The sequence below is a fragment of the Pseudomonas sp. GD04091 genome, from assembly GCF_029836165.1.
GTDB lineage: Bacteria > Pseudomonadota > Gammaproteobacteria > Pseudomonadales > Pseudomonadaceae > Aquipseudomonas.
Genome location: NZ_JAOEBG010000010.1, coordinates 21,303 through 41,043 on the forward strand (window position 1 = coordinate 21,303; position 19,741 = coordinate 41,043).

The following is a 19,741-nucleotide window of genomic DNA, read 5'->3' on the forward strand; positions in this document are numbered from 1 at the left end:
GGGCTGAGTCGTGTGGATGTCTGGCATGTGCATGGTGGTCTCCCTTTCAAGCCGCCAAGCCTCGACACTTGCTCGGTGCAAGTCAAGGAATGCCAAGGAAGCGATTGAAACAGTCTGCAACAAGGGCCGCGCCCTGGTCGTCGTTCAAGTGCAGGTGATGCCCGCCGGGCAGCACCACTTGTTCGAAGGGTAGCTGCTCGAGCAATTCCGTGTGGCGCGCGAGCATGCCATCCGCCGCCACCACCAGGCAGGCCGGGCAGGCCACCCGCTGGACGAAGGCCATGGCCTGGGCCTGGTTCAGGCGGGTCGGCGATGGCAGCGTCAGGCGGCTGTCGCTGCGCCAGCTGTACCCGCCAGGCACCGGCATCAGGCCGCGCTGGGCCAGCAGCTCGGCGGCCTCGCGACTGACCGCGACCATGCCCTTCATGCGCGCCTCGACGCCCTCCTCCAGGGTCGCGTATACCGACTTGCGCTTGCCTTCCAGGCGCAGCTGCGCCTGCAGCGCCATGCCCAGGCGCTCGGCGGCGTCCTGTTCGCTGATGGTCGGCGGGATCACCCCGTCGATCAGCGCCAGGTGGCTGATCCGCTCGGGCAGTGCCCCTGCCAGCTGCACCGAAATGATCGCGCCCAGCGAATGGCCGAGCAGGCCGAAGCGCTGCCAGCCCAGTTGTTCGGCGACGCGCAGCACGTCATGGGCGTAGTCCGCCAAGGCATAGCCGGCGCCGACCGGGCGGTGTTCCGAGTAGCCGTGCCCGGCCAGGTCCAGGGCGACGATGCGCAGCCCCCGCAACCGGGGCGCCAGGCGCGCGAAGCTGTTGGCGTTGTCGAGCCAGCCATGCAGGGCGATCACCGGCAGGCCGTCGGCGGGGCCGAACAGGTGCGCGGCCAGCTCGATATGGCCGAGCGTCAGGCGGATCTCCTCGACCTGGGCGCTCATGCCTGGCCCCAGCGGTCGAACAGGCCCTTGATCAGGCTGGCGGTATCGGTGGGCCGCTCCAGCGGGAACATATGACCGCCCGGCAGGCTGTGGTACTCGCCCCTGGAAAGGCCGCGCACCGCCAGGGCGTGATGCTTGCGAATCACCCGGCTCTGCGCGCCGCGCACCATCGCCAGCGGCACCTGCAACTGGCGCGGGCTGGCCGGGCTGACGTGGGGGATGCTGCGGTAGATGCTGATCTCCGTGGCCGGGTCGAAGCGCAGGCGCAGGCCGTCCTCGCCCTGTTCCAGGCCATGCTCCAGGTACGCCTCGAGGCATTCCGGGTCGAAGTGGCGGAACAGCGTCTTGCCGGCGAAATAGCGGCGGGCGCTATCGCGGTCGGGGAACGCCTCGCGCCGGCCCAGGGTACGCCCGGCCGGCGTGATGCGGTCGATGAAGCCCAGGCGTTTGGCGGCCTGGATCAGCCACTCGTCGACCCGGGTCAGTACCGGCGAGTCGAGCATCACCACGCCACGGTAGAGCTCGGGGCGGCGCAGCGCCGCGTGCAGGTGCAGCACACCGCCCAGCGAATGGCCGACACCCCAGACCGGGGCTTGCTCCTGCTCGAGGTGGTGCAACAGTTCGTCCACCAGGCTCTGCCAGTTGTCGTTCACCGGAAAACGCGGGTCGTGGGCATGCTGTGCCAGGTGCCGGACCGCATAGTCCGGCGCCAGCGCCGCGAACAGCTTGCCGTAGGTGGCCGAAGGGAAGCCATTGGCGTGGGCGAAGAAGATCTGCTGCGACATGGCCGCCTGCTCTGCACGGGAAGGATGGCCCATTGTCGGCAAGGCACGCGGTGGCGGCAACGTTCGGATAGGTCATCGCCAAGGGTGATCAGGTCATTGGCTGTGGTCGAAGCTGCGCATCGAACGGCGCAGGCAGGCGTGCAGGTAGGCCAGCTGATACTCCAGTGCCTGGCGGGCGAGGGCCTGGTCGGCGGCATCCAGTTCGAGCCGGCGCAGCATCAGGCAGGTGGTCTGCAGCGCATGGGCCATGCCGATGCCGGCCTGACGCAACGGCTCCAGGTCGGCCCGCCCCTCGAGCTTGCGCAGCAACTGGTCCAGACGGTCGTCGGCGCAGTCCTGCAGCAGTCGGTACTCGGCGAAATCCGGCACACCGTCGGCCCGCAGCTTGTCCAGCTGCGGTTGCGGATCGACCGAGCGCACCAGCTCTGGACGGCAACTGCTCATGTGAATCTCCCTGATATCGATGGTCCTTGCGTGGGCGCACGGTACCGCCGCCCACTTGGACGAACAACTGGTAAAACTGCCAGCCGCCTGGCCTGCGAGCGGGCTGGAGGCCGGTGTCCGACCTAGCATTTTTGCCAGGTTTCACGGCCAAGAACTTGCCGGATACTCCGTGGCACTTGTTCGTGCCCACAGGAGCCCGCGATGACCACCCATATTTCCTTCGATGCGGCGGATGCCGTACTAGACCCAGCCCTCGCGCAGAACGGTGCGACCACCAGCGTGACGTACCCTGACATCCGGGCCAGCGACGAGATCAAGGTCACCTGGGGGCAGCTCTACGAGACCCCCCCCCAGTTCGGCGACGCCGCCCCTTTGCTGTTCGAAATTCCAACCTGGGTGGTTGCCGCCAGCCAGGGCGAAGAGATCCCCGTCACATATGCGGTAACCCGTGACGGTATGCCAGTGACGACGTCCGACGTGCTCAACCTGCAGGTGCTGGAGCTCGATGCCGGGCATCTGCCCACGCCATGGGTGCCTGCCGCCAACGAGTATGGTGAATTGGACCCGATCGGGATGGAGGAAGACACCAATGTCCTGCTCGCCCCCTGGCCATTGATCGCACGGGGCCAGCGGTACTGGATGAGCGTGAACGGCACGTTGCACAACGGTGATCGGCAAACGTTCCCGCTCGCCAGCGGCCAGGTCGTCGACGATGACGAAGTGGTGAATGGGCTGGACGTGATCCTGCCCCTGCAGGTGCTTCGGCAGTTGCAGGAAGGAAGCCGCTTGACCATCTCCACCCGCGTGGCATTCGTGCCTGCCCAGGACGAGCAGCAGGCGCGCGAGTTCCCTGAGCGGGAACTGACCATCCTGACATCGACCGATTGCGAGGAGGACTTCTCCGCCGTCCCACGGCAGGTACTGTCCAATGACAATCCCGTGCTCACTCCTTCGCGGATGCAGATCACGCCTGTTCAGGTAGGGTCTGCCTGGGGCGTGACGACCAACATCAATACAACGCTAGACAACACCTTGTTCATCGCGGGCGAGACCATCCTCAGGTTCACCTTCCCCCGCGCCATCCGAACCTTTTCGGTCAGCGCCTTCTATGTCCACACCCTGGGCCAAACCTTCCGTTTCCACGATCACCTCGGGTTTGTCGACGCGCTCACCTTGCCGATCTCGCGTGAACGCCCGCCTCGCACCAGCACCTTCACCGCCCCTCCTGGGCGGAGTATCGAATGGGCAGAACTGATCAGCGTGCCGGAACCTCCGAACGACTCTGGTTTCGGCATCGATCGAGTGGCCTGGGACCTGTGTGCCGGCGCGCAAGCTCACCCACTGTCGCGCCTCGTGCGACAGCAAAATCCCGATGTTCCCACCCCCCTGTCGCTAGAGGCCGAAACCATGCTCGACGAAAACCTTCCCGCTCCAGAAGTAGCCAAGGCCCAAGGGCCGGTGCTTTCCCCTCATGACGCGCTCGATGGGGCAAGCGTTCGCGTGCGCTACGACGCAATGCAACGCACCGACCTCATCGAACTGACGTGGGGCGAGACCACGATCGGTCAACAGCACGGCAATGCATCCGGCTTCGTCGACTTCCACGTTCCTGTCAGCGTGGTCGCGGCCAGCATGGGCAAGCAGCTCTGGGTGCAATACAGCGTCACGCAAGAGCGGGAAAGCACGCGCATTTCCCAGCCGCTCTTCCTGGAGGTGCAAGCACTGGCTCAAGCCGACCTGCCCACGCCAACCGTCACGCAGGCTCAATGGGGCGAGCTGATCCTGGCCGACTTCGAGGGTGACGCCACGATCGAGCTGGACCACTGGCTGCTGTCTGCGCCGGGCCAGCTTTTCTGGATCGTCGTCAACGGAACGCAAGCCGATGGCAGTGCATTTCGCTTTTACGCCGCGCGCAATCAGCCGGTCGAGGATGAACCCCAGGATATCGAAGTGGTGCTGCCACGCGCGGAATTGGCGAAGCTGCAATTCGGCGCGCCACTGCGAATCCAGGCCAAAGTAGCGTTCGATGGCAACCCGGATGAAAGCCTCGCGCGCGTGCTCACTGAGCAAGCGCTCGTCGTACGCCAGCAACCGCTGACCTCCGGGAGAGAGACGTTCGCAACGCTCCCGGCAGCGGCCTTGGTGGTAGGGCGCCCGGTCGAAATCCGTTCCGGCATGCTGATCGAACCGCTGTTTCTGGGCAACCAGATGAGCAACATCAACGTCAGCCACGAAAATACGCTGTTCGCGGCCGACTCGAGCATCCTGCAGTTCAGCTCATCCGGCGTCTTCGAGACATTCTCGCTCTACACCCACGGGGTCAAGACCTCGAGCGAATCCGCCAGCCATCAGCTACTGCTCGCGTTCTATGACAGCCAAGGGCTGATCGACACCCTTGCGATACCGTTCACAACCGACAGGCAGCCGGTGAAAAACACCTTTACCGCACCGCTTGGCAGGAGCATTGAGCGAGTGCTCATGACCAACATGGCGCCTGGCAACCTGGGCGGCTTCGCCATCGTGATGGTCGAGTGGGGGCCGAGGCTCTCTCCACATCATGGCGTGCTGTTCAGCAGCCCCACTCAGTGGTGGGACAGCATCATCCATGACACTGCCGCGAACGACCTCATGGACACACTGGTCCTGACCGAGCGTAGCAACCATTTGGTGACCGGCTTCACGAGTACGGTACAAGGCACCAACACCACGCATATGGCCAGTGTGATGAGCAACCGGGGCGTGTTGTCCCAACCCGTCGTGGTGCCAAGGATCTATACCGGCATACAGCGTGGCATCCACTACGCCGCGATTCCCGGCACGGACAACATCGTGCCGGTGTGGGCGAGCAACCATGACACAAACATCTTCAATATCTACCTCAGCCGATATGAGGTGGATGAATTCGGGATGCGTGATAACTACGGCACTCGCAATGTCAGCGGCTCGGGGGGCTACAATATCCACCCGCGCATCGTTTACTGCCCACAGGCAGGGACTCAGGGCCTGCTGCTCGTGACCTGGGTCAACGTCACAGGCACGGTGGGTTCGATCAAAGGCACCTACTACGATGTCGCGACACTCACACCCAGAAGTCCGGAGTTCGAAATCACGAGGGTGATCGACGCCGGATACCGGGCCAACACGACCGACCTCAATACCTCGCTGACCCACGCCATCACCCTGACCTACTACTCCAACACGGTGTACGCGGTATACAAGGAAAACGCCAGCACCCTGCGGATTGTGCAAGTCGGCCTGCCGATCCAAGGGCGTGTGGAGATCTACCCATTCAGCTCTCTCGGCGCGACCAGTATCAATCGTTTCGACATCACGTTGCGCGATGACCCGTTCACCCCGGAGCTCATGATCGTCTATACGAGGCAGCAACCGAACCAAGGCATCTTGCTGTATGGCGATACCATTGCGCTGTTCCCGTGGAGCGCAGCGCTACCCGCCCCTGTCACACTCACGCAGATGGCGGGGGTGTCGCAACCAAGCATCGTCGAGGCGCACCGCACGAGCGATGGTAAAAAGCCCAGCGACCCGACAAAAATCACCCGGTTCGAGTACATCGTCGCTTGGAACAGAACGGCGGGGGGCGTTTCCTATGCCAGGTACAACGAGCAATTCAGGCCGATCGGTCCGGAAAGAAATATCAACCATAACGACAACTTGGTAACGAACCCTCGTGTCGCGACAAGTGACAACCAGATCGCCATCTACACCGAGGCAGGCACCGGCTCAGGGATGCGCAACCGAGGGCTGCTGCTCAGAACTGAAGACTTGGATCGGAGCTGAAACTGCGACCTTGGGAAGATCGCCGCAACGCGCTCCCGTTCATCGAGCGGGGTCGCCGAGCGGCGGCAACCGAAGGTTCAAGCCGGTTGGTAAAGTCCACGCAGGCTCATCAAACCGGCCAACGGCCAGTCTCCTTCGAGCTCCGCCAGGCTGGCGGTGCTCATGGGGGCTGGCCGTTGTCCATGACCATGCTCCAGCATCCCCACCAACGCCCCCACCAACGGCTGGTGACTGACCAGCAGCACATGCTCCAGCCCCAACCGCTCGATTTCCCCGATGACCTGTCGCACGTCGCTTTCCGGCGTCAACCACGGCACCGTACGCACCGGCTCGGCGAACCCCAGCGCCCCATGCACCAGCGCGGCCGTCTGCTGCGCTCGCACATAGGGGCTGGCGATGATCGCCTGCAACGGCTGCCCCAACAGCCGGGCGGCACTGTGCAGCACCTGCTCGCGGCCATGGGCGGTCAGGCGCCGCTCGGCGTCGGTGTTGGCCCGCGGCTCGGCCTCGCCGTGGCGCAGCACCCAGAGCTTCACAGCTTGGGCTCCTCGTCACGCACCGGGTGGGGCGCAGGCGCGACCGCGTGCGGGGTTTCGCCTTCCGGCGCGCGCGGGGTCGGCCAGTCGGCGAACGGCCAGGGTTTCTGATCCGTGTGGAAGGTGCCGAAACGACCGATCTGCGCCAGGTACTGGCTGAGGCTGTCGCCAAAATTCATCAGGCTGGCGCTGGGCGCGCCATAGATCAGCCGGTAGATCAGCTGCACCAGCACCAGGCCGCCGAGCAGCAGCTCGGCCAGCTGCCAGGCCACCAGGAACACCAGCATCCACAGCACCCGCAGAATGATCGACTCGCGGGCGGCGCGCTCCGGGGTATCGTTCATAAGTCGCTCCTTCTCAGTTGAAACCGCTGGTGGAAATGAAATCGACATCGGTCTTGGGCTCGGCGCGCATCAGGTGCTCGATGACCTGGTTGAGCGTGCGGCCTTCGAACAGGATCGCATGCAGGCCGGCCACCAGCGGCATGTACACGCCCACCTCCTGGGCCTTGGCCTTGAGCACCTTGAGCGTGTTGACCCCTTCGGCCACTTCGCCCAGACGGCTGACGGCCTGCTCGAGGCTCAGACCCTGGCCCAGGGCGTGGCCGACCTGGTAGTTGCGGCTCTTGGGCGAGGAGCAGGTGACGATCAGGTCGCCGACCCCGGCAAGGCCCAGGAAGGTCATGGGGTTGGCGCCTTGGCTCACGGCGAAGCGGGTCATCTCGGCCAGGGCACGGGTGATCAGCATGCTCTTGGTGTTCTCGCCCATGCCCAACGCCACGGCCATGCCGGCGATGATGGCGTAGACGTTCTTCAGTGCCCCGCCCAGCTCGACGCCGAAGCGGTCGCTGCTGGCGTAGACGCGGAAGGTGCGACCATGCAGCACGGCCTGCACCTGCTGGCACAGCGCCTCGTCCTCACTGGCGACCACGGTTGCGGTCAGCGCGTGCTCGGCGATCTCGCGCGCCAGGTTCGGCCCCGACAGCACGCCGATGCGCGCCTGGGGGGCGATTTCCTCGAGGATCTGGCTCATCAGCTTGAAGGTGTGCGCCTCGATGCCCTTGGTCAGGCTGACCAGGCCCTTGCCGCGCAGCAGCTCGGCGTGGGGCGCCAGCACGCTGCGCAAGGCGCTGGAGGGCAAGGCGACGAAGATCAGCGCGCTGCCCTGCAGGGTGGCGAGCAGGTCGTTGACCGGTTCGACGCCGTCATGCAGGCGGATGCCCTTGAGGTAGCGCGGGTTCTCGCGGTTGACGCGCATCGCCTCGGCCTGGGCCGGGTCACGCATCCACTGCCGCACCGGGTGGCCGTTCTCCGCCAGCAGGTTCGCCACGGCGGTGCCGAAGCTGCCGCCTCCAAGAACTGCAACAGGTTGCTGTTCAGTCATATCCAATCCGTTAACCAATAAAGTAAGTGGCGACTGGCGCATTATACGGGGCACATGCGACAGAACCAGTGGCAGTGCCGACCCTTTCACGGGCAGGCCCGCCCCCACAGGGGCGTCGGTCGACTTCGGTGATCCGGGTCACTGGCAAAACCTGCGCGGTCGGTTAACATGCCTGATTCATTTCTGAAACAAGGCCTCCCGTGTTCGCTGGCACGCCTCCCTACCCGCGTCTGCTGTTGATCACTGCCCTGCTGGGCGGACCGGCCGTGGCCGATGATCTGTTCATCGACAACCAGGACCTGCCCCAGGTTCTGACCGCGACCCGTCTGAAACAATCCCCGGCGGCGGTCCCCGGCAGCATGACCGTGCTCGACAGCGAGCTGATCCGCGCCAGCGGCGCCCGCGACATCCCCGAGCTGCTGCGCCTGGTGCCGGGGATGATGATCGGCTACGGCGCCGGCAACCAGGCGACGGTCAACTACCACGGCAGCAACGTCAGCGACGCCCGGCGCATGCAGGTGCTGATCGACGGGCGCTCGGTGTACCGGGCGGGGCTGGCCACGGTGGACTGGAGCGACATCCCCGTCGCCATCGAGGACATCGAACGCATCGAGGTGTTCCGCGGGCCGAACACCGTCAGCTATGGCGCCAACGCGCTGATGGCGGTGGTCAACATCCTCACCCGCAACCCCGCCGACAGCCACGGCACGCGCCTGAAGCTGACCCGTGGCCAGGATGGCATCAACGACTACTACGCCAGCCAGGGTTTCGGCTGGGACGGCGGCGACCTGCGCCTGTCGCTGTCGGGCCAGCAGGACGACGGCTTCGACCAGGACCAGTTCGGCCGCGACTACCGCGACAGCCGCCGGCTCAACCGCATCAACCTCAGCGCCAGCCATTACCTGGCGCCGGACCAGACCCTGGAGTGGCAACTGGCGGCCAAGGAAGGCAGCAACCAGCGCCCGTACACCTACCAGCCGGTATTCGGCAACTACCGGGCCGGCGACAATGCCGATGTCAACGCCAAGGACTACGCGGGCTCGGTGCGCTGGAACATCGACTTCAACCCCGAGCACAGCCTGTACGTGCAGGGCTCGGCCCAGCATTTCGATCGCCAGCAGGTGTGGCGCGCCTGCGATGCCGCCATCGCCTTCAGCCCGGAGCTGACCCGCCTGTGGCAACTGGACTCGAACTTCGCCGAAAAAGTCGCGCGCAACCTGTACAGCGGCAACCTGCCCAGCACCACCGACCCGGTGCTCGATGCCCTGATGGGCGAGGTGCAGAGCCAGTGGGCCAACGGCGGCAACAACACGATCTGCGGCAACGTCGACCAGAGCACCCGGGAAACCCGCTACGACCTGGAAATCCAGGACACCCTGAGCCTGACCGACAGCCTGCGCCTGGTCAGCGGCATGAACTACCGCTATGACCGGGCCGACTCGCAGACTTATTTCAATGGCAGCCTCGACGACCAGACCTGGCGCCTGTTCGGCCAGCTCGAATGGCGCGCCGACGAGCACTGGATCGTCCAGGGCGGGACGATGTACGAGCGCTCGCAGCTGTCCGGCAGTTCGCTCACCCCGCGCATGGCGGTGAACTACCTGATCACCCCGCGCCATGGCCTGCGCGCGGTGTACTCCGAGGCGATCCGCTCGCCGGACATGTTCGAGAACAACGTCAACTGGAGCTACACGGTCAAGAACCTGACGCCCAACCGCTACGGCCTGCAGGATGGCGAATACTTCGTCAAGACCCGCGGCCCGGGCAACCTCGACCAGGAGCGCATGCGTTCGCGCGAGCTGGGCTACAACGGCTATTTCAGCGACCTCGAGCTGAGCATGGACGTGAAGCTGTTCTACGACGAAATCACCGGCATGATCAGCGAGCCGCTGAAGAACAACCAGTACATCGCCAGCAACGCCAACAAGGCGCGCTTCAGCGGCAGCGAAGCGCAGTTCGACTGGCGCGCGACCCATCGCGACCGGCTGCGCGTCACCTATGCCTACGTCGATGCCTGGGCCAGCAACCCGGCCGACAGCCGACTGACCGCCCGCAACAGCGGCTCGGCCGGCTGGATGCGCGACTGGGGCGACGGCTGGTCCAGCGCCCTCTTCTATTACGGTGACGATGCGCTCAACCGCTATCGCTACGAGCGCATGGACCTGCGCGTGGCCAAACGCTTCAAGGTGCAAGACAGCAATCTTGAGCTGGCCGCCCTGTGGCAACAGCGCCTGGACGATGACCCGGTCACCCTCGTGCAGAACCGCTACGACAGCCGTCATCGCCTGAGCGTCAGCGCGGAGCTGGAATTCTGATGATCCGTCTGCTGCGCATGCTGCTGCTTTGTCTCTGGCCCCTGGGATCGCTGTCGGCCAGCGAAATCCTGCTGGTCGGCGGCGAAGACCAGCCGGGCATTCGCAGCTTCGTCGCGGCCCTGGACAAACACCGACCCCACGATCAGGTGCGGTTCCAGACCGTGGCGCAACTGCCCAGGCCGGGCAGGCTCAAGCCCGACACTCGACTGGTGCTGCTCGACACCCCGGCCCTGGAATGGCGACTGAGCGAAAGCGCCGGGCCACCCGCGCTGGCGCTGCGGGTGAGCCGTGTGCAGGCCCAGCAGCGTCTGGGCACTTCACGCCCGGCCTTCCTCAGCCTGCTGTGGAGCGACCCCCCGCTGTCCCGCCAGCTGCGCCTGACCCGCTACCTGCTGCCCCAGGCCCGGCGGATCGGCGTACTCTACGGCGAGCACAGCCGGTTCCTGCTCGACGAGCTGCGCCAGGCGGCCCATCCATTGGGGCTGGAAATCGTCGCCCAGGACTGGCCCGACCTGCGCGACAGCCGCCCTCTGCAGCATCTGCTGAACAACAGCGACGTACTGCTGGGGCTGGACGACCCTGACCTGTACAACTCCAAATCGGCCAAGAACGTGCTGCTCAGCAGTTATGGCCGGCAGATGGCGCTGATCGGGCCGAACGCCGGGTTCGTCCGGGCCGGCGCGCTGGCCAGCACCTACAGCGACCAGGACGACTGGTTGACGGTGCTCGGCCAACTGCTCGATCAACCGCCGTCCCACTGGCCGCGCAGCCTCTATCCCGCGCACTTCGGCGTCAGCGGCAACCAGCAGGTGGCCCGCGCCCTGGGCCTGGAAACGATCGACCCCGCCGCCGCCGCCGTGGCCCTTGCCGAAGGAGCCACTGCCCCATGAGCAAACACCTGAGCTGGGACATCCATACCCGCACCCAGATCATCAGCCTGGGCCCTGCCCTGTTGCTGACGTTGCTGCTGATCAGCTTCTTTACCTTCGTGCGCATCCAGGATCTGCGCCAGGAGCTCAACCACACCGGGCAACTGATCGCCAACCAGCTGGCCCCAGCCTCCGAGTACGGGGTGATCTCGGGCAACAACGAGGTGCTCGACAGTCTGATGCGGGCGACGCTCAGCATTCCCCATGTGCGCTTTTTGGAGGTGCAGGACAGCCGCAACCATATCCTGGTGTACGTCGAACAACCCGACGAAAGCCTCAGCCGCGCCCAGCGGGTCGAGGTGTTCCAGGCGCCCATCCGCCTGCAGCAGATCCGCCTGGACAATGATTTCCTGCAGGGCAAGGCGCCGCCCCCGCGCATCGGCGACGATTACCTGGGGCGGGTGATCGTCGGCATGTCCGATGACGCCTTCAGCCAGCGCCAGCAGGAAATCGTGATCAAGGCCGCGATCCTGGCGTTGTTCGCCCTGCTGTTCACCTTCCTGCTGGCCCGGCGCCTGGCCATGAGCCTGTCACGGCCGATCAGCGACATGGGCCACGCGGTGCGGGCGATCCAGCAGGGCGACTTCAACGCGCCGTTGCCGGTGGTCGACGACAGCGAACTGGGCCACCTGGCCCGGCACATCAACAACCTCGCCAGCGCCCTGGACCAGGCCGCCCACGAACAGCAGCAGGCCATGGGGCAACTGATCCAGGCCCGCGAAGAGGCCGAACAGGCCAACCGCGCCAAATCGGATTTCCTGGCGATGATGAGCCACGAGCTGCGCACGCCCATGAACGGCGTGCTGGGCATGCTGCAACTGCTCGAGACCACCGAACTGACCGCCGAGCAGGCCGACTACACCGCGGTGGCCAGCGAATCCACCGGCCATCTGCTCAAGGTGATCAACGACATCCTCGACTTCTCGCGGATCGAGCGCACCACGCTGGAGCTCGAACACATCGAGTTCAACGTCGGCGAACTGGTCACCAGCAGCGTCCAGTCGTTCCAGCACACCGCCCAGCAACGCGGGCTCGACCTGCGCCTGCAACTGCCGCCCGGCATCGAGCACCTGCAGGTGGTCGGCGACCCGACGCGGATCCGCCAGATCCTGCTGAACCTGGTGGGCAATGCGCTGAAATTCACCGAGCGTGGCGAGGTGGCCATCGAGGCGCGCTGGCAAGTGCTCGATCGCCAGCTTATCTGGCTGACCTGCACGGTACGCGACACCGGCATCGGCATCGACAGCAACCGCCTGGAAATGATGTTCGTCGCCTTCCAGCAGGCCGACAGCTCCATCTCCCGCCGCTACGGCGGTACCGGCCTGGGATTGTCGATCGCCCGCACCCTGGCCGAACGCATGGGCGGCCAGTTGCGCGGCGAAAGCCGCGAAGGGCTGGGCTCGACCTTCACCCTGGAAATGCCGCTGACACTGGCCAGCGCAACGCTGGCCCCGCCCGGCGCGCAAATGCGCGACAACATGGCGCAGGACAGCGGCGGACGGGTCCTGCTGGTGGAGGACAACCCGGTCAACCAGAGCGTCATCGAAGCCATGCTGCGCAGCCTGGGGTTCGAGGTAAGCCTGGCCATCGACGGCGCCCAGGCCGTCGACCTGGTCGGCCAGCAACGGTTCGCCGCCGTGCTGATGGACTGCCGCCTGCCGCAGGTGGATGGCTTCGAGGCCACCCGGCGCATTCGCCTGCTGCCCGAGGCGGCCGACCTGCCGATCATCGCCCTGACCGCCAGCGCGCTGCAGGGTGACCGCGAGCGCTGCCTGGCCGCGGGCATGAACGATTACCTGAGCAAGCCGTTCAAACGCACCGACCTGCAGCGCATCCTGCGCCGCTGGCTGCCCGGTCAGGCAACCGCGACTGGCGATAAATGCTAAAGTGCGGCAGTCTTAGGGACTGGACAGGACCGCCTCAGGGCCGGAAAATAACATTTCAGTGCACACCTGTACTTCTTTTGCCAGGTGCGCTGTGACTTTCACCACAACGCAATAGTCTACCTGTAGGCTGCCGTCCCGAATGCCAAAGCGAATCGGGCCGGCCGGGAAGATTCGTCCCCTGCCGCAGGGGGTTATTGAGGAGCTCGCATGACCAAACAAAACGCCTTTACCCGGGAAGACCTGCTGCGCTGCAGTCGCGGTGAGCTGTTCGGCCCCGGTAATGCGCAACTGCCCGCCCCGAACATGCTGATGGTCGATCGCATCACCCACATCAGCGAAGAAGGCGGCAAGTTCGGCAAAGGTGAATTGGTCGCCGAGCTGGATATCAATCCGGACCTGTGGTTCTTCGCCTGCCACTTCGAAGGCGATCCGGTGATGCCGGGCTGCCTGGGCCTGGACGCCATGTGGCAGCTGGTCGGGTTCTTCCTCGGCTGGCAGGGTCTGCCGGGCCGTGGCCGCGCCCTGGGTTCGGGCGAAGTGAAGTTCTTCGGCCAGGTACTTCCCACCGCCAAGAAAGTCACCTACAACATTCACATCAAGCGCGTCCTGAAGGGCAAGCTGAACATGGCCATCGCCGATGGCTCGGTCAGCGTCGACGGTCGCGAGATCTACACCGCCGAAGGCCTGCGGGTCGGCGTGTTCACCTCCACTGACAATTTCTAAGGGTTATTCGCATGCGCCGCGTCGTGATCACTGGTCTGGGCATCGTATCGTGCCTGGGCAATGACAAAGCTACCGTCACCGAAAACCTGCGCAACAGCCGTCCGGGTATCCGTTACAACCCGGAATACAAGGAAATGGGGCTGCGTAGCCAGGTTTCCGGTTCCATCGACCTCAACCTCGAAGAGCTGATCGACCGCAAGGTCTTCCGCTTCGTCGGCCACGCCGCGGCCTACGCCTACCTGGCGATGCAGGACGCGATCAAGGACTCGGGCCTGACCGAAGAGCAGATCTCCAACCCGCGTACCGGTTTGGTCGCCGGCTCCGGCGGCGCTTCCACCCTGAACCAGATGGAAGCCCTCGACACCCTGCGCGAGAAAGGCGTCAAGCGTGTCGGCCCGTACCGCGTCACCCGCACCATGGGCAGCACCGTGTCGGCGTGCCTGGCCACCCCGTTCAAGATCAAGGGCATCAACTACTCGATCTCGTCGGCCTGCGCCACCTCCGCACACTGCATCGGCACCGCCATGGAGCAGATCCAGTGGGGCAAGCAGGACATCGTCTTCGCCGGCGGCGGTGAAGAAGAGCACTGGAGCCAGTCGTTCCTGTTCGATGCCATGGGCGCCCTGTCGACCAAGCGCAACGAAACTCCGGAACTGGCCTCGCGCGCCTACGATGCCGACCGTGACGGCTTCGTCATCGCTGGCGGCGGCGGCATGGTAGTGGTCGAGGAGCTGGAACATGCCCTGGCCCGCGGCGCCAAGATCTACGCCGAGATCGTCGGCTACGGCGCGACCTCCGACGGCTACGACATGGTCGCCCCGAGCGGCGAAGGCGCCATCCGCTGCATGCAGCAGGCGCTGTCCACCGTCGACACCCCGATCGACTACCTGAACACCCACGGCACCTCCACCCCGGTCGGCGACGTCGCCGAGATGAAGGGCGTGCGTGAAGTGTTCGGCGACAAGGCACCGAAGATCAGCTCGACCAAGAGCCTGTCCGGCCACTCGCTGGGCGCCGCGGGCGTGCACGAGGCGATCTACTGCCTGCTGATGATGGAGAACAACTTCATCGCCGGCTCCGCCAACATCGACGAGCTGGACCCGGAGGTCGCCGACCTGCCGATCCTGCGCAAGACCGAAGAGAACGCCAAGCTCGATACCGTCATGAGCAACAGCTTCGGCTTCGGCGGCACCAACGCCACCCTGGTGCTCAAGCGCTGGGAAGGCAAGTGATCGCCTGACCTGCTGAACAAAAACGCCCGGACCTTGGTCCGGGCGTTTTTGTTTGTACTGCCAGATGATGCACACCTACCTGTAGGAGCGGCCTTGTGTCGCGAAGCGCCCCCGGCGATTCATCGGTGAGGCCAATATCCTGGGGCCGTTTCGCGCTCCTTTCGCGACACACGGCCGCTCCTACACGGGCCAGGTCTCTATACGGAAAACCGCTGAACCAGGGTATTGAGGTCCACCGCCAAGCGCGACAGCGCCTGGCTCGCGGCGGACGTCTCTTCAGCCCCGGCCGAGGACTGGTGCGCCAGGTCGCGAATGGTGGTCAGGTTGCGATCCACCTCCCGCGCCACCTGGGCCTGCTCTTCCGAGGCGCTGGCGATCACCAGGTTGCGCTCGTTGATCTGCCCGATGGCGGCGGCGATCGCCTCCAACGCCTGACCTGCGGCATGGGCGCCGTCAAGCGTCGCGCGGGCCTGCGCATCACTGTGCTGCATGCCCTGCACGGCACGCTCGGCACCGCCCCGGATGGCGACGATCATCTGCTCGATCTCGCGGGTCGAGGCCTGCGTGCGGTGGGCCAGCGCCCGCACCTCGTCGGCAACCACGGCGAATCCGCGCCCGGCCTCCCCGGCCCGCGCGGCCTCGATGGCAGCGTTGAGCGCCAGCAGGTTGGTCTGCTCGGCGATCGATCCGATCACGTCCAGCACCTTGCCGATGTCATGCACCTGCTGCGCCAACTGGCCGACTTCCTCGGCATTGCCGGCCACGCCACTGGCCAGGGCCTCAATGGCGGTCACCGTGGCCCGCACCTGCTCGCGCCCCTGGCGGGCGATGTGATCGGATTCCCGGGATGCCTCGGAGGTGGCCACCGCATTGCTCGCCACCTCCTCCACCGCCGCAGTCATCTGGTTGACCGCGGTGGCGGCCTGTTCGATCTCCATGCTCTGCTGCTGCAGGCCACGGGTCGCGTCTTCAGTGACCGCGCTCAGCTCCTCGGAGGCCGAGGCCAGTTGGCTGGCCGAGTCGGAAATCCGCCCGATGGTCTCGCGCAGGCTCTGCTGCATGCTCTTGAGCGCCGCCAGCAGGCGTGCCGGCTCATCATCGCCCTGTATGGTGATCTGGGGCGTCAGGTCGCCTGTGGCCACCGTCTCGGCCACCCGCAGTGACTGCCCAAGCGGGCGCACGATACTGCGGGTCAGGGCCAGGGCCAGCACCACGGTGAGCGTCAGGGCGATCAGCAGCAACACGCCGACCCACACCTTCGCGCCGTTGTACACCGCCTCGGCGAGATCGGTGGCGGAGTTGGCCTGGTGGTTGTTCAGCTCGATGAGTTCGTTGAGGGTGGCAGTCATCTGGTCGGCCAGCTGGTTCATCTCGCCATTGACCAGCGCCGCCGCCGCGTCGATACGCCCCTCGGTGGCCAACTGCACCACCTGGCCCTGGAGCGCCATGTATTGACGCTCCAGGCCCTGGTAACGATCGAACAAGGTGCGCTCCTCGGGGAGCACGATCAGCGTGTCATAGTGACTCTGCGCCTTGCTCAGCCCACCCTTTATCTCGTCGATACGCGCGCGGTTCTGCTGCTGGGCGGCGGGGTCGGTGTTGACCAGCAGGCGCAGGGTCAGGGCGCGAATACGCAGCATGTCCTGGGTCATGCGGCCCACCGAGATCACGCTGGGCAGCCAGTTGTTGTCCACCTGCTCGGACTGCTGGCGCATGCTGGTCATCTGTTGCAGCGCGAAGCCGCCCAGCGCCACCACCAGCAGCGCCATGATGCCGAAGCCAAGGCCGGCGCGCGGGGCGATATTCAAGCGTCTCAGGCTCATTTCCAGGATCCCTCCCAAAGGTGACATTCCGTTGCCTAAAGAAGGTATCGGCCCACCTGGAAATTGCGTAAGACAAAAAGGCGATATCAAAACGCTATCCGTGCATGAAACTCGTTATTTCACGTTTTTTGGCAGCAGTTCGAGAAAATTCTTCCGGCTCACCTGCTCGGCCACCGGTTCGGACAAGGCATCGAGGAAGGGATCGAAGCCGTGCATCTGCTCACCCAGGCTGCCGAAGCGCCCCACCACATCCGAGCCGAGCATGAACCGATTGGGGAATCGCTCGACCAGCTCGACCCAGGCCTTGCTCGGCACGCCCTGCTCATCCAGCAGATAGGGCTCGAGCACGCTCCAGGACAGGTCGACGTAGAGGTTCGGATAATCCTCCAGCAGTCGTGTCAGCACCGGCAGGAGAAAATCCATGCGTTCCTGATGCCGGTGGATCTCCAGGCTGCTGCCCGCGTGGGCCCAGATGAAACGGGTATGTGGGTGGTTGCGCAACGGCTCTTCGATCTCGGCCAGGTACAACGGATTGCGCTCGCGCTTGGAGGTGATGTTCGAATGCAGCAACACCGGCAGGTCGCGCTCGGCGGCCAGGTGATAGATGCGGGTCATCGCTTCGTTGTTGGCCCGGGGCGTGTCGCCACTGGTCAGGGCGGTCAGGTCGTCGTGACGGGTGAAGACTTCGCCAATGCCCTGCCAGAGCCCAGGGTACAGCTCGAGCATGCGCTCGATATGACTCACGGCATTCTTGTCCACCGGATTGAAACCGGTGAGGAAGGGATGAAAGCGGCGGCGTTGTTCCGGCGCAAGCTTCTCCAGGGCAGCGGCCACGTACAGGTCGGTGGCGCTGTACCAGTAGGCATCGGCGTCGTCGCCGGCGTAATAGCGCGGGCGCTTGGGTTCGTCCTCGTGCCACTTCTTGGCCACCGGGATGCCGGAGATCATCGATTGCTCGATCCCGGCCGCGTCCATGGCCTGGAGCAACGCCGGCATGCCTTCGGTCTCCTGGAAGAAATCCACGTAGTGCAGGTGGGCGTCGCTGTAGCGATACTCGCGGGCCTGCACCGCTTCTGACAGGCTTGCGCTCAACAGCAGGCAAGCCAGCGCTCGGACAATCATGTCGCTCTCCTTCGCCGGTAGGGAAAGAGTAGACCGGAGCGCGTATCCGGCGGTTCAGCGCCAAGGCGCGAACCGCTATGCTTGCCAGCACCACCCTGCCCGCCCGGAGATTCGCCATGAGCCGCCCCTTGGTCATCCGCCCCCGCACCGAGTCGGTCGAAGGCCAGCCGATCCTGCGGCCACTGCCGTCAGCCCAGTGCCGCAGCGTCGGCCCGTTCGTGTTCTTCGACCATATGCTGGAGACCGACTACGCGCCCGGTCATGGCATGGATATCCGCCAGCACCCGCATATCGGGCTGTCGACCCTCACCTACCTGTTCGAAGGCGAGATCCAGCACAAGGACAGCCTGGGCTCGGACCAGCGCGTGCGGTCGGGAGATGTCAGCTGGATGACCGCCGGAGCGGGAGTCGCCCATGTCGAACGCACGCCTGCCGAGGTGTTCGAGCGGGGTTCACGGCTGCATGGCCTGCAGGTTTGGCTGGCCTCGCCGCAAGACAACGAACAAGGCCCGGCGAGCTACAGCCACCACCCGGCCGACAGCCTGCCGGTCAGTGACAGCCTTGGCGTGCGCATTTGCATGATCGCCGGCACCGGATTCTGCCTGGAGTCGCCGGTGCCGGTGCTCTCTGCGACGCTCTATGCCCATGTGCGCATGCAGCCGGCGACCACACTGATCGTGCCGGTGGAGCATGCGCAGCGGGCGCTGTATCTGCTGGAAGGTGAGCTGACGCTCGATGACGAAGCAGTCGATCCGTGCAACCTGGTCGTGTTGCCAGAGGGTGAGGAGGTAGTGCTGCATGCCGAGCAAGAGTGCCAGCTGATGTTGATCGGCGGTGCGCCGCTGGACGGGCCGCGGCGGATGAACTGGAACTTCGTCGCCAGTGATCCAGGGTTGATCGAACAGGCGCGAGCGCGCTGGGCGGCGGGGGATTGGCCGGTGGTGCCGGGGGAAAACGGGCGGATCGAGTTGCCCAGATAGTTCTGCGCTGCGCCCATCGCGGGGCGAGCCCGCTCCCACCAAGGTTGGGCCTTGAACGTGGGAGCGGGCTTGCCCCGCGATGGAGCCGGGTCAGCCCCGGAAGACCTCAGCCAGCAGATTGTGCATCGAGCGGAACGCCCGCTCGGACGTGCGCCGGTCATACTGCATCTTACCCGGCACGTTGGCATTCGGATCAGTGAACGAATGCACTGCCCCGCCATAGCTGACCAGCTGCCAGTCGACCTTGGCGGCATTCATCTCGTCCTCGAAGGCCGGCAACTGCTCCTTCGGCACCAGAGGATCGGAGGCGCCGTGCAGCACCAGCACCGAGCCCTGGATGCGCTTGGCGTCCTCGGGGTTCGGCGTGTCCAGCGTGCCGTGGAACGACACTGCCGCCCTGAGGTCGGCGCCAGTACGGGCCAGCTCCAGGGCACAGCAGCCACCGAAACAGAAGCCAAAGGTGGCCATCTTGCCGGGGGCCAGCAGGGCTTTCGACTGCCCCGCCAACTGCGCCAGGGCTTCCTGCATGCGCTTGCGCAGCTCTGCGCGGTCGTTCTTCAGCGGCATCATCGCCGCGCCCGCCTCGTCGGCGTTGGAGGGCCGCACCGACTGGCCGTACAGGTCGGCGATCAACACCACATAGCCCTGCTCGGCCACTTCCTTGGCGATACGCTCGGCGCCCTCGCCGATACCCATCCAGTTCGGCGCCATCACCAGGCCCGGCTGTGGCAGCGCGCCCGGCGTGTAGACGAGGCGGCTTTCGTAGGCCTTGCCCGACAGGTGATAGACCAGCGACTCGACGATGACCTTGCTCATGCAACTCTCCTTGGGCTTTCACGGGTCAGCAC

16 protein-coding genes are annotated in these 19,741 nt (G+C 65.2%); 7 read left to right on the plus strand and 9 right to left on the minus strand.

From position 1 onward, the window contains the following. Positions 1-82: 82 nt before the first annotated feature. The 3 genes from N7422_RS14160 to N7422_RS14170 form a co-directional block, all read right to left on the minus strand. The gene (locus N7422_RS14160; RefSeq protein ID WP_279807110.1) at positions 83-937 is read right to left on the minus strand and encodes an alpha/beta hydrolase; all 855 of its coding nucleotides are present in this window, start codon (positions 935-937) and stop codon (positions 83-85) included. Next, entirely contained in the window at positions 934-1,722 is a 789-nt protein-coding gene (locus N7422_RS14165; protein ID WP_279807111.1) for an alpha/beta hydrolase, read from the minus strand. Before N7422_RS14165 ends, N7422_RS14160 begins: the two co-directional genes overlap by 4 nt. 93 nt (positions 1,723-1,815) lie before the next feature. Then, a complete protein-coding gene (locus tag N7422_RS14170; protein WP_279807112.1) occupies positions 1,816-2,166 on the minus strand; it encodes a hypothetical protein in 351 nt (116 codons plus the stop codon). 201 nt (positions 2,167-2,367) lie between these two features. Between N7422_RS14170 and N7422_RS14175 the strand changes: the two genes are divergently transcribed. Next, a complete protein-coding gene (locus tag N7422_RS14175; protein ID WP_279807113.1) occupies positions 2,368-5,964 on the plus strand; it encodes a hypothetical protein in 3,597 nt (1,198 codons plus the stop codon). A 77-nt stretch (positions 5,965-6,041) separates the two neighbouring features. On the opposite strand, the gene sixA is transcribed toward N7422_RS14175, so the two are convergent. From sixA to N7422_RS14190, 3 genes are read right to left on the minus strand one after another with little or no spacing between them, the layout of a single operon-like run. Next, entirely contained in the window at positions 6,042-6,500 is a 459-nt protein-coding gene (sixA, locus tag N7422_RS14180) for a phosphohistidine phosphatase SixA (RefSeq protein WP_279807114.1), read from the minus strand. Beyond that, positions 6,497-6,844: a DUF4389 domain-containing protein gene (locus N7422_RS14185; protein WP_279807115.1), complete on the minus strand. Its 348-nt coding sequence runs from the start codon at positions 6,842-6,844 to the stop codon at positions 6,497-6,499. Before N7422_RS14185 ends, sixA begins: the two co-directional genes overlap by 4 nt. 13 nt (positions 6,845-6,857) lie before the next feature. Beyond that, positions 6,858-7,883, minus strand: a complete 1,026-nt coding sequence (locus N7422_RS14190; protein WP_279807116.1) for an NAD(P)H-dependent glycerol-3-phosphate dehydrogenase — start codon at positions 7,881-7,883, stop codon at positions 6,858-6,860. A gap of 200 nt (positions 7,884-8,083) precedes the next feature. Between N7422_RS14190 and N7422_RS14195 the strand changes: the two genes are divergently transcribed. The 5 genes from N7422_RS14195 to fabB all read left to right on the plus strand — a co-directional run bounded on the left by N7422_RS14195 (position 8,084) and on the right by fabB (position 14,968). Continuing rightward, positions 8,084-10,198, plus strand: coding sequence for a TonB-dependent receptor (locus N7422_RS14195; protein WP_279807117.1), 2,115 nt, complete (start codon positions 8,084-8,086; stop codon positions 10,196-10,198). Beyond that, positions 10,198-11,088, plus strand: a complete 891-nt coding sequence (locus N7422_RS14200; RefSeq protein ID WP_279807118.1) for an ABC transporter substrate-binding protein — start codon at positions 10,198-10,200, stop codon at positions 11,086-11,088. Before N7422_RS14195 ends, N7422_RS14200 begins: the two co-directional genes overlap by 1 nt. Continuing rightward, a complete protein-coding gene (locus N7422_RS14205) occupies positions 11,085-13,013 on the plus strand; it encodes an ATP-binding protein (RefSeq protein WP_279807119.1) in 1,929 nt (642 codons plus the stop codon). The genes N7422_RS14200 and N7422_RS14205 overlap by 4 nt, the downstream gene beginning before the upstream one ends. Positions 13,014-13,220: 207 nt before the next feature. Next, positions 13,221-13,736 carry a 3-hydroxyacyl-[acyl-carrier-protein] dehydratase FabA gene (fabA, locus tag N7422_RS14210; protein ID WP_023631260.1) on the plus strand — a complete coding sequence of 172 codons (516 nt, stop codon included), beginning with the start codon at positions 13,221-13,223 and terminating at the stop codon, positions 13,734-13,736. An 11-nt stretch (positions 13,737-13,747) separates the two neighbouring features. Next, positions 13,748-14,968, plus strand: coding sequence for a beta-ketoacyl-ACP synthase I (fabB, locus tag N7422_RS14215; protein ID WP_279807120.1), 1,221 nt, complete (start codon positions 13,748-13,750; stop codon positions 14,966-14,968). A 197-nt stretch (positions 14,969-15,165) separates the two neighbouring features. On the opposite strand, the gene N7422_RS14220 is transcribed toward fabB, so the two are convergent. Then, the gene (locus tag N7422_RS14220; RefSeq protein WP_279807121.1) at positions 15,166-16,791 is read right to left on the minus strand and encodes a methyl-accepting chemotaxis protein; all 1,626 of its coding nucleotides are present in this window, start codon (positions 16,789-16,791) and stop codon (positions 15,166-15,168) included. Between the two features lie 114 nt (positions 16,792-16,905). Next, the gene (locus N7422_RS14225) at positions 16,906-17,913 is read right to left on the minus strand and encodes an amidohydrolase family protein (RefSeq protein WP_279807122.1); all 1,008 of its coding nucleotides are present in this window, start codon (positions 17,911-17,913) and stop codon (positions 16,906-16,908) included. A gap of 116 nt (positions 17,914-18,029) precedes the next feature. On the opposite strand from N7422_RS14225, the gene N7422_RS14230 reads away from it, so the two are divergent. Beyond that, complete coding sequence (locus N7422_RS14230; protein ID WP_279807123.1) at positions 18,030-18,893, plus strand: pirin family protein; 864 nt, start codon at positions 18,030-18,032, stop codon at positions 18,891-18,893. Positions 18,894-18,983: 90 nt separating this feature from the next. Here N7422_RS14230 and N7422_RS14235 read toward each other — a convergent pair whose 3' ends face one another. Next, the gene (locus tag N7422_RS14235) at positions 18,984-19,709 is read right to left on the minus strand and encodes a dienelactone hydrolase family protein (RefSeq protein WP_279807124.1); all 726 of its coding nucleotides are present in this window, start codon (positions 19,707-19,709) and stop codon (positions 18,984-18,986) included. Positions 19,710-19,741: the final 32 nt, after the last annotated feature.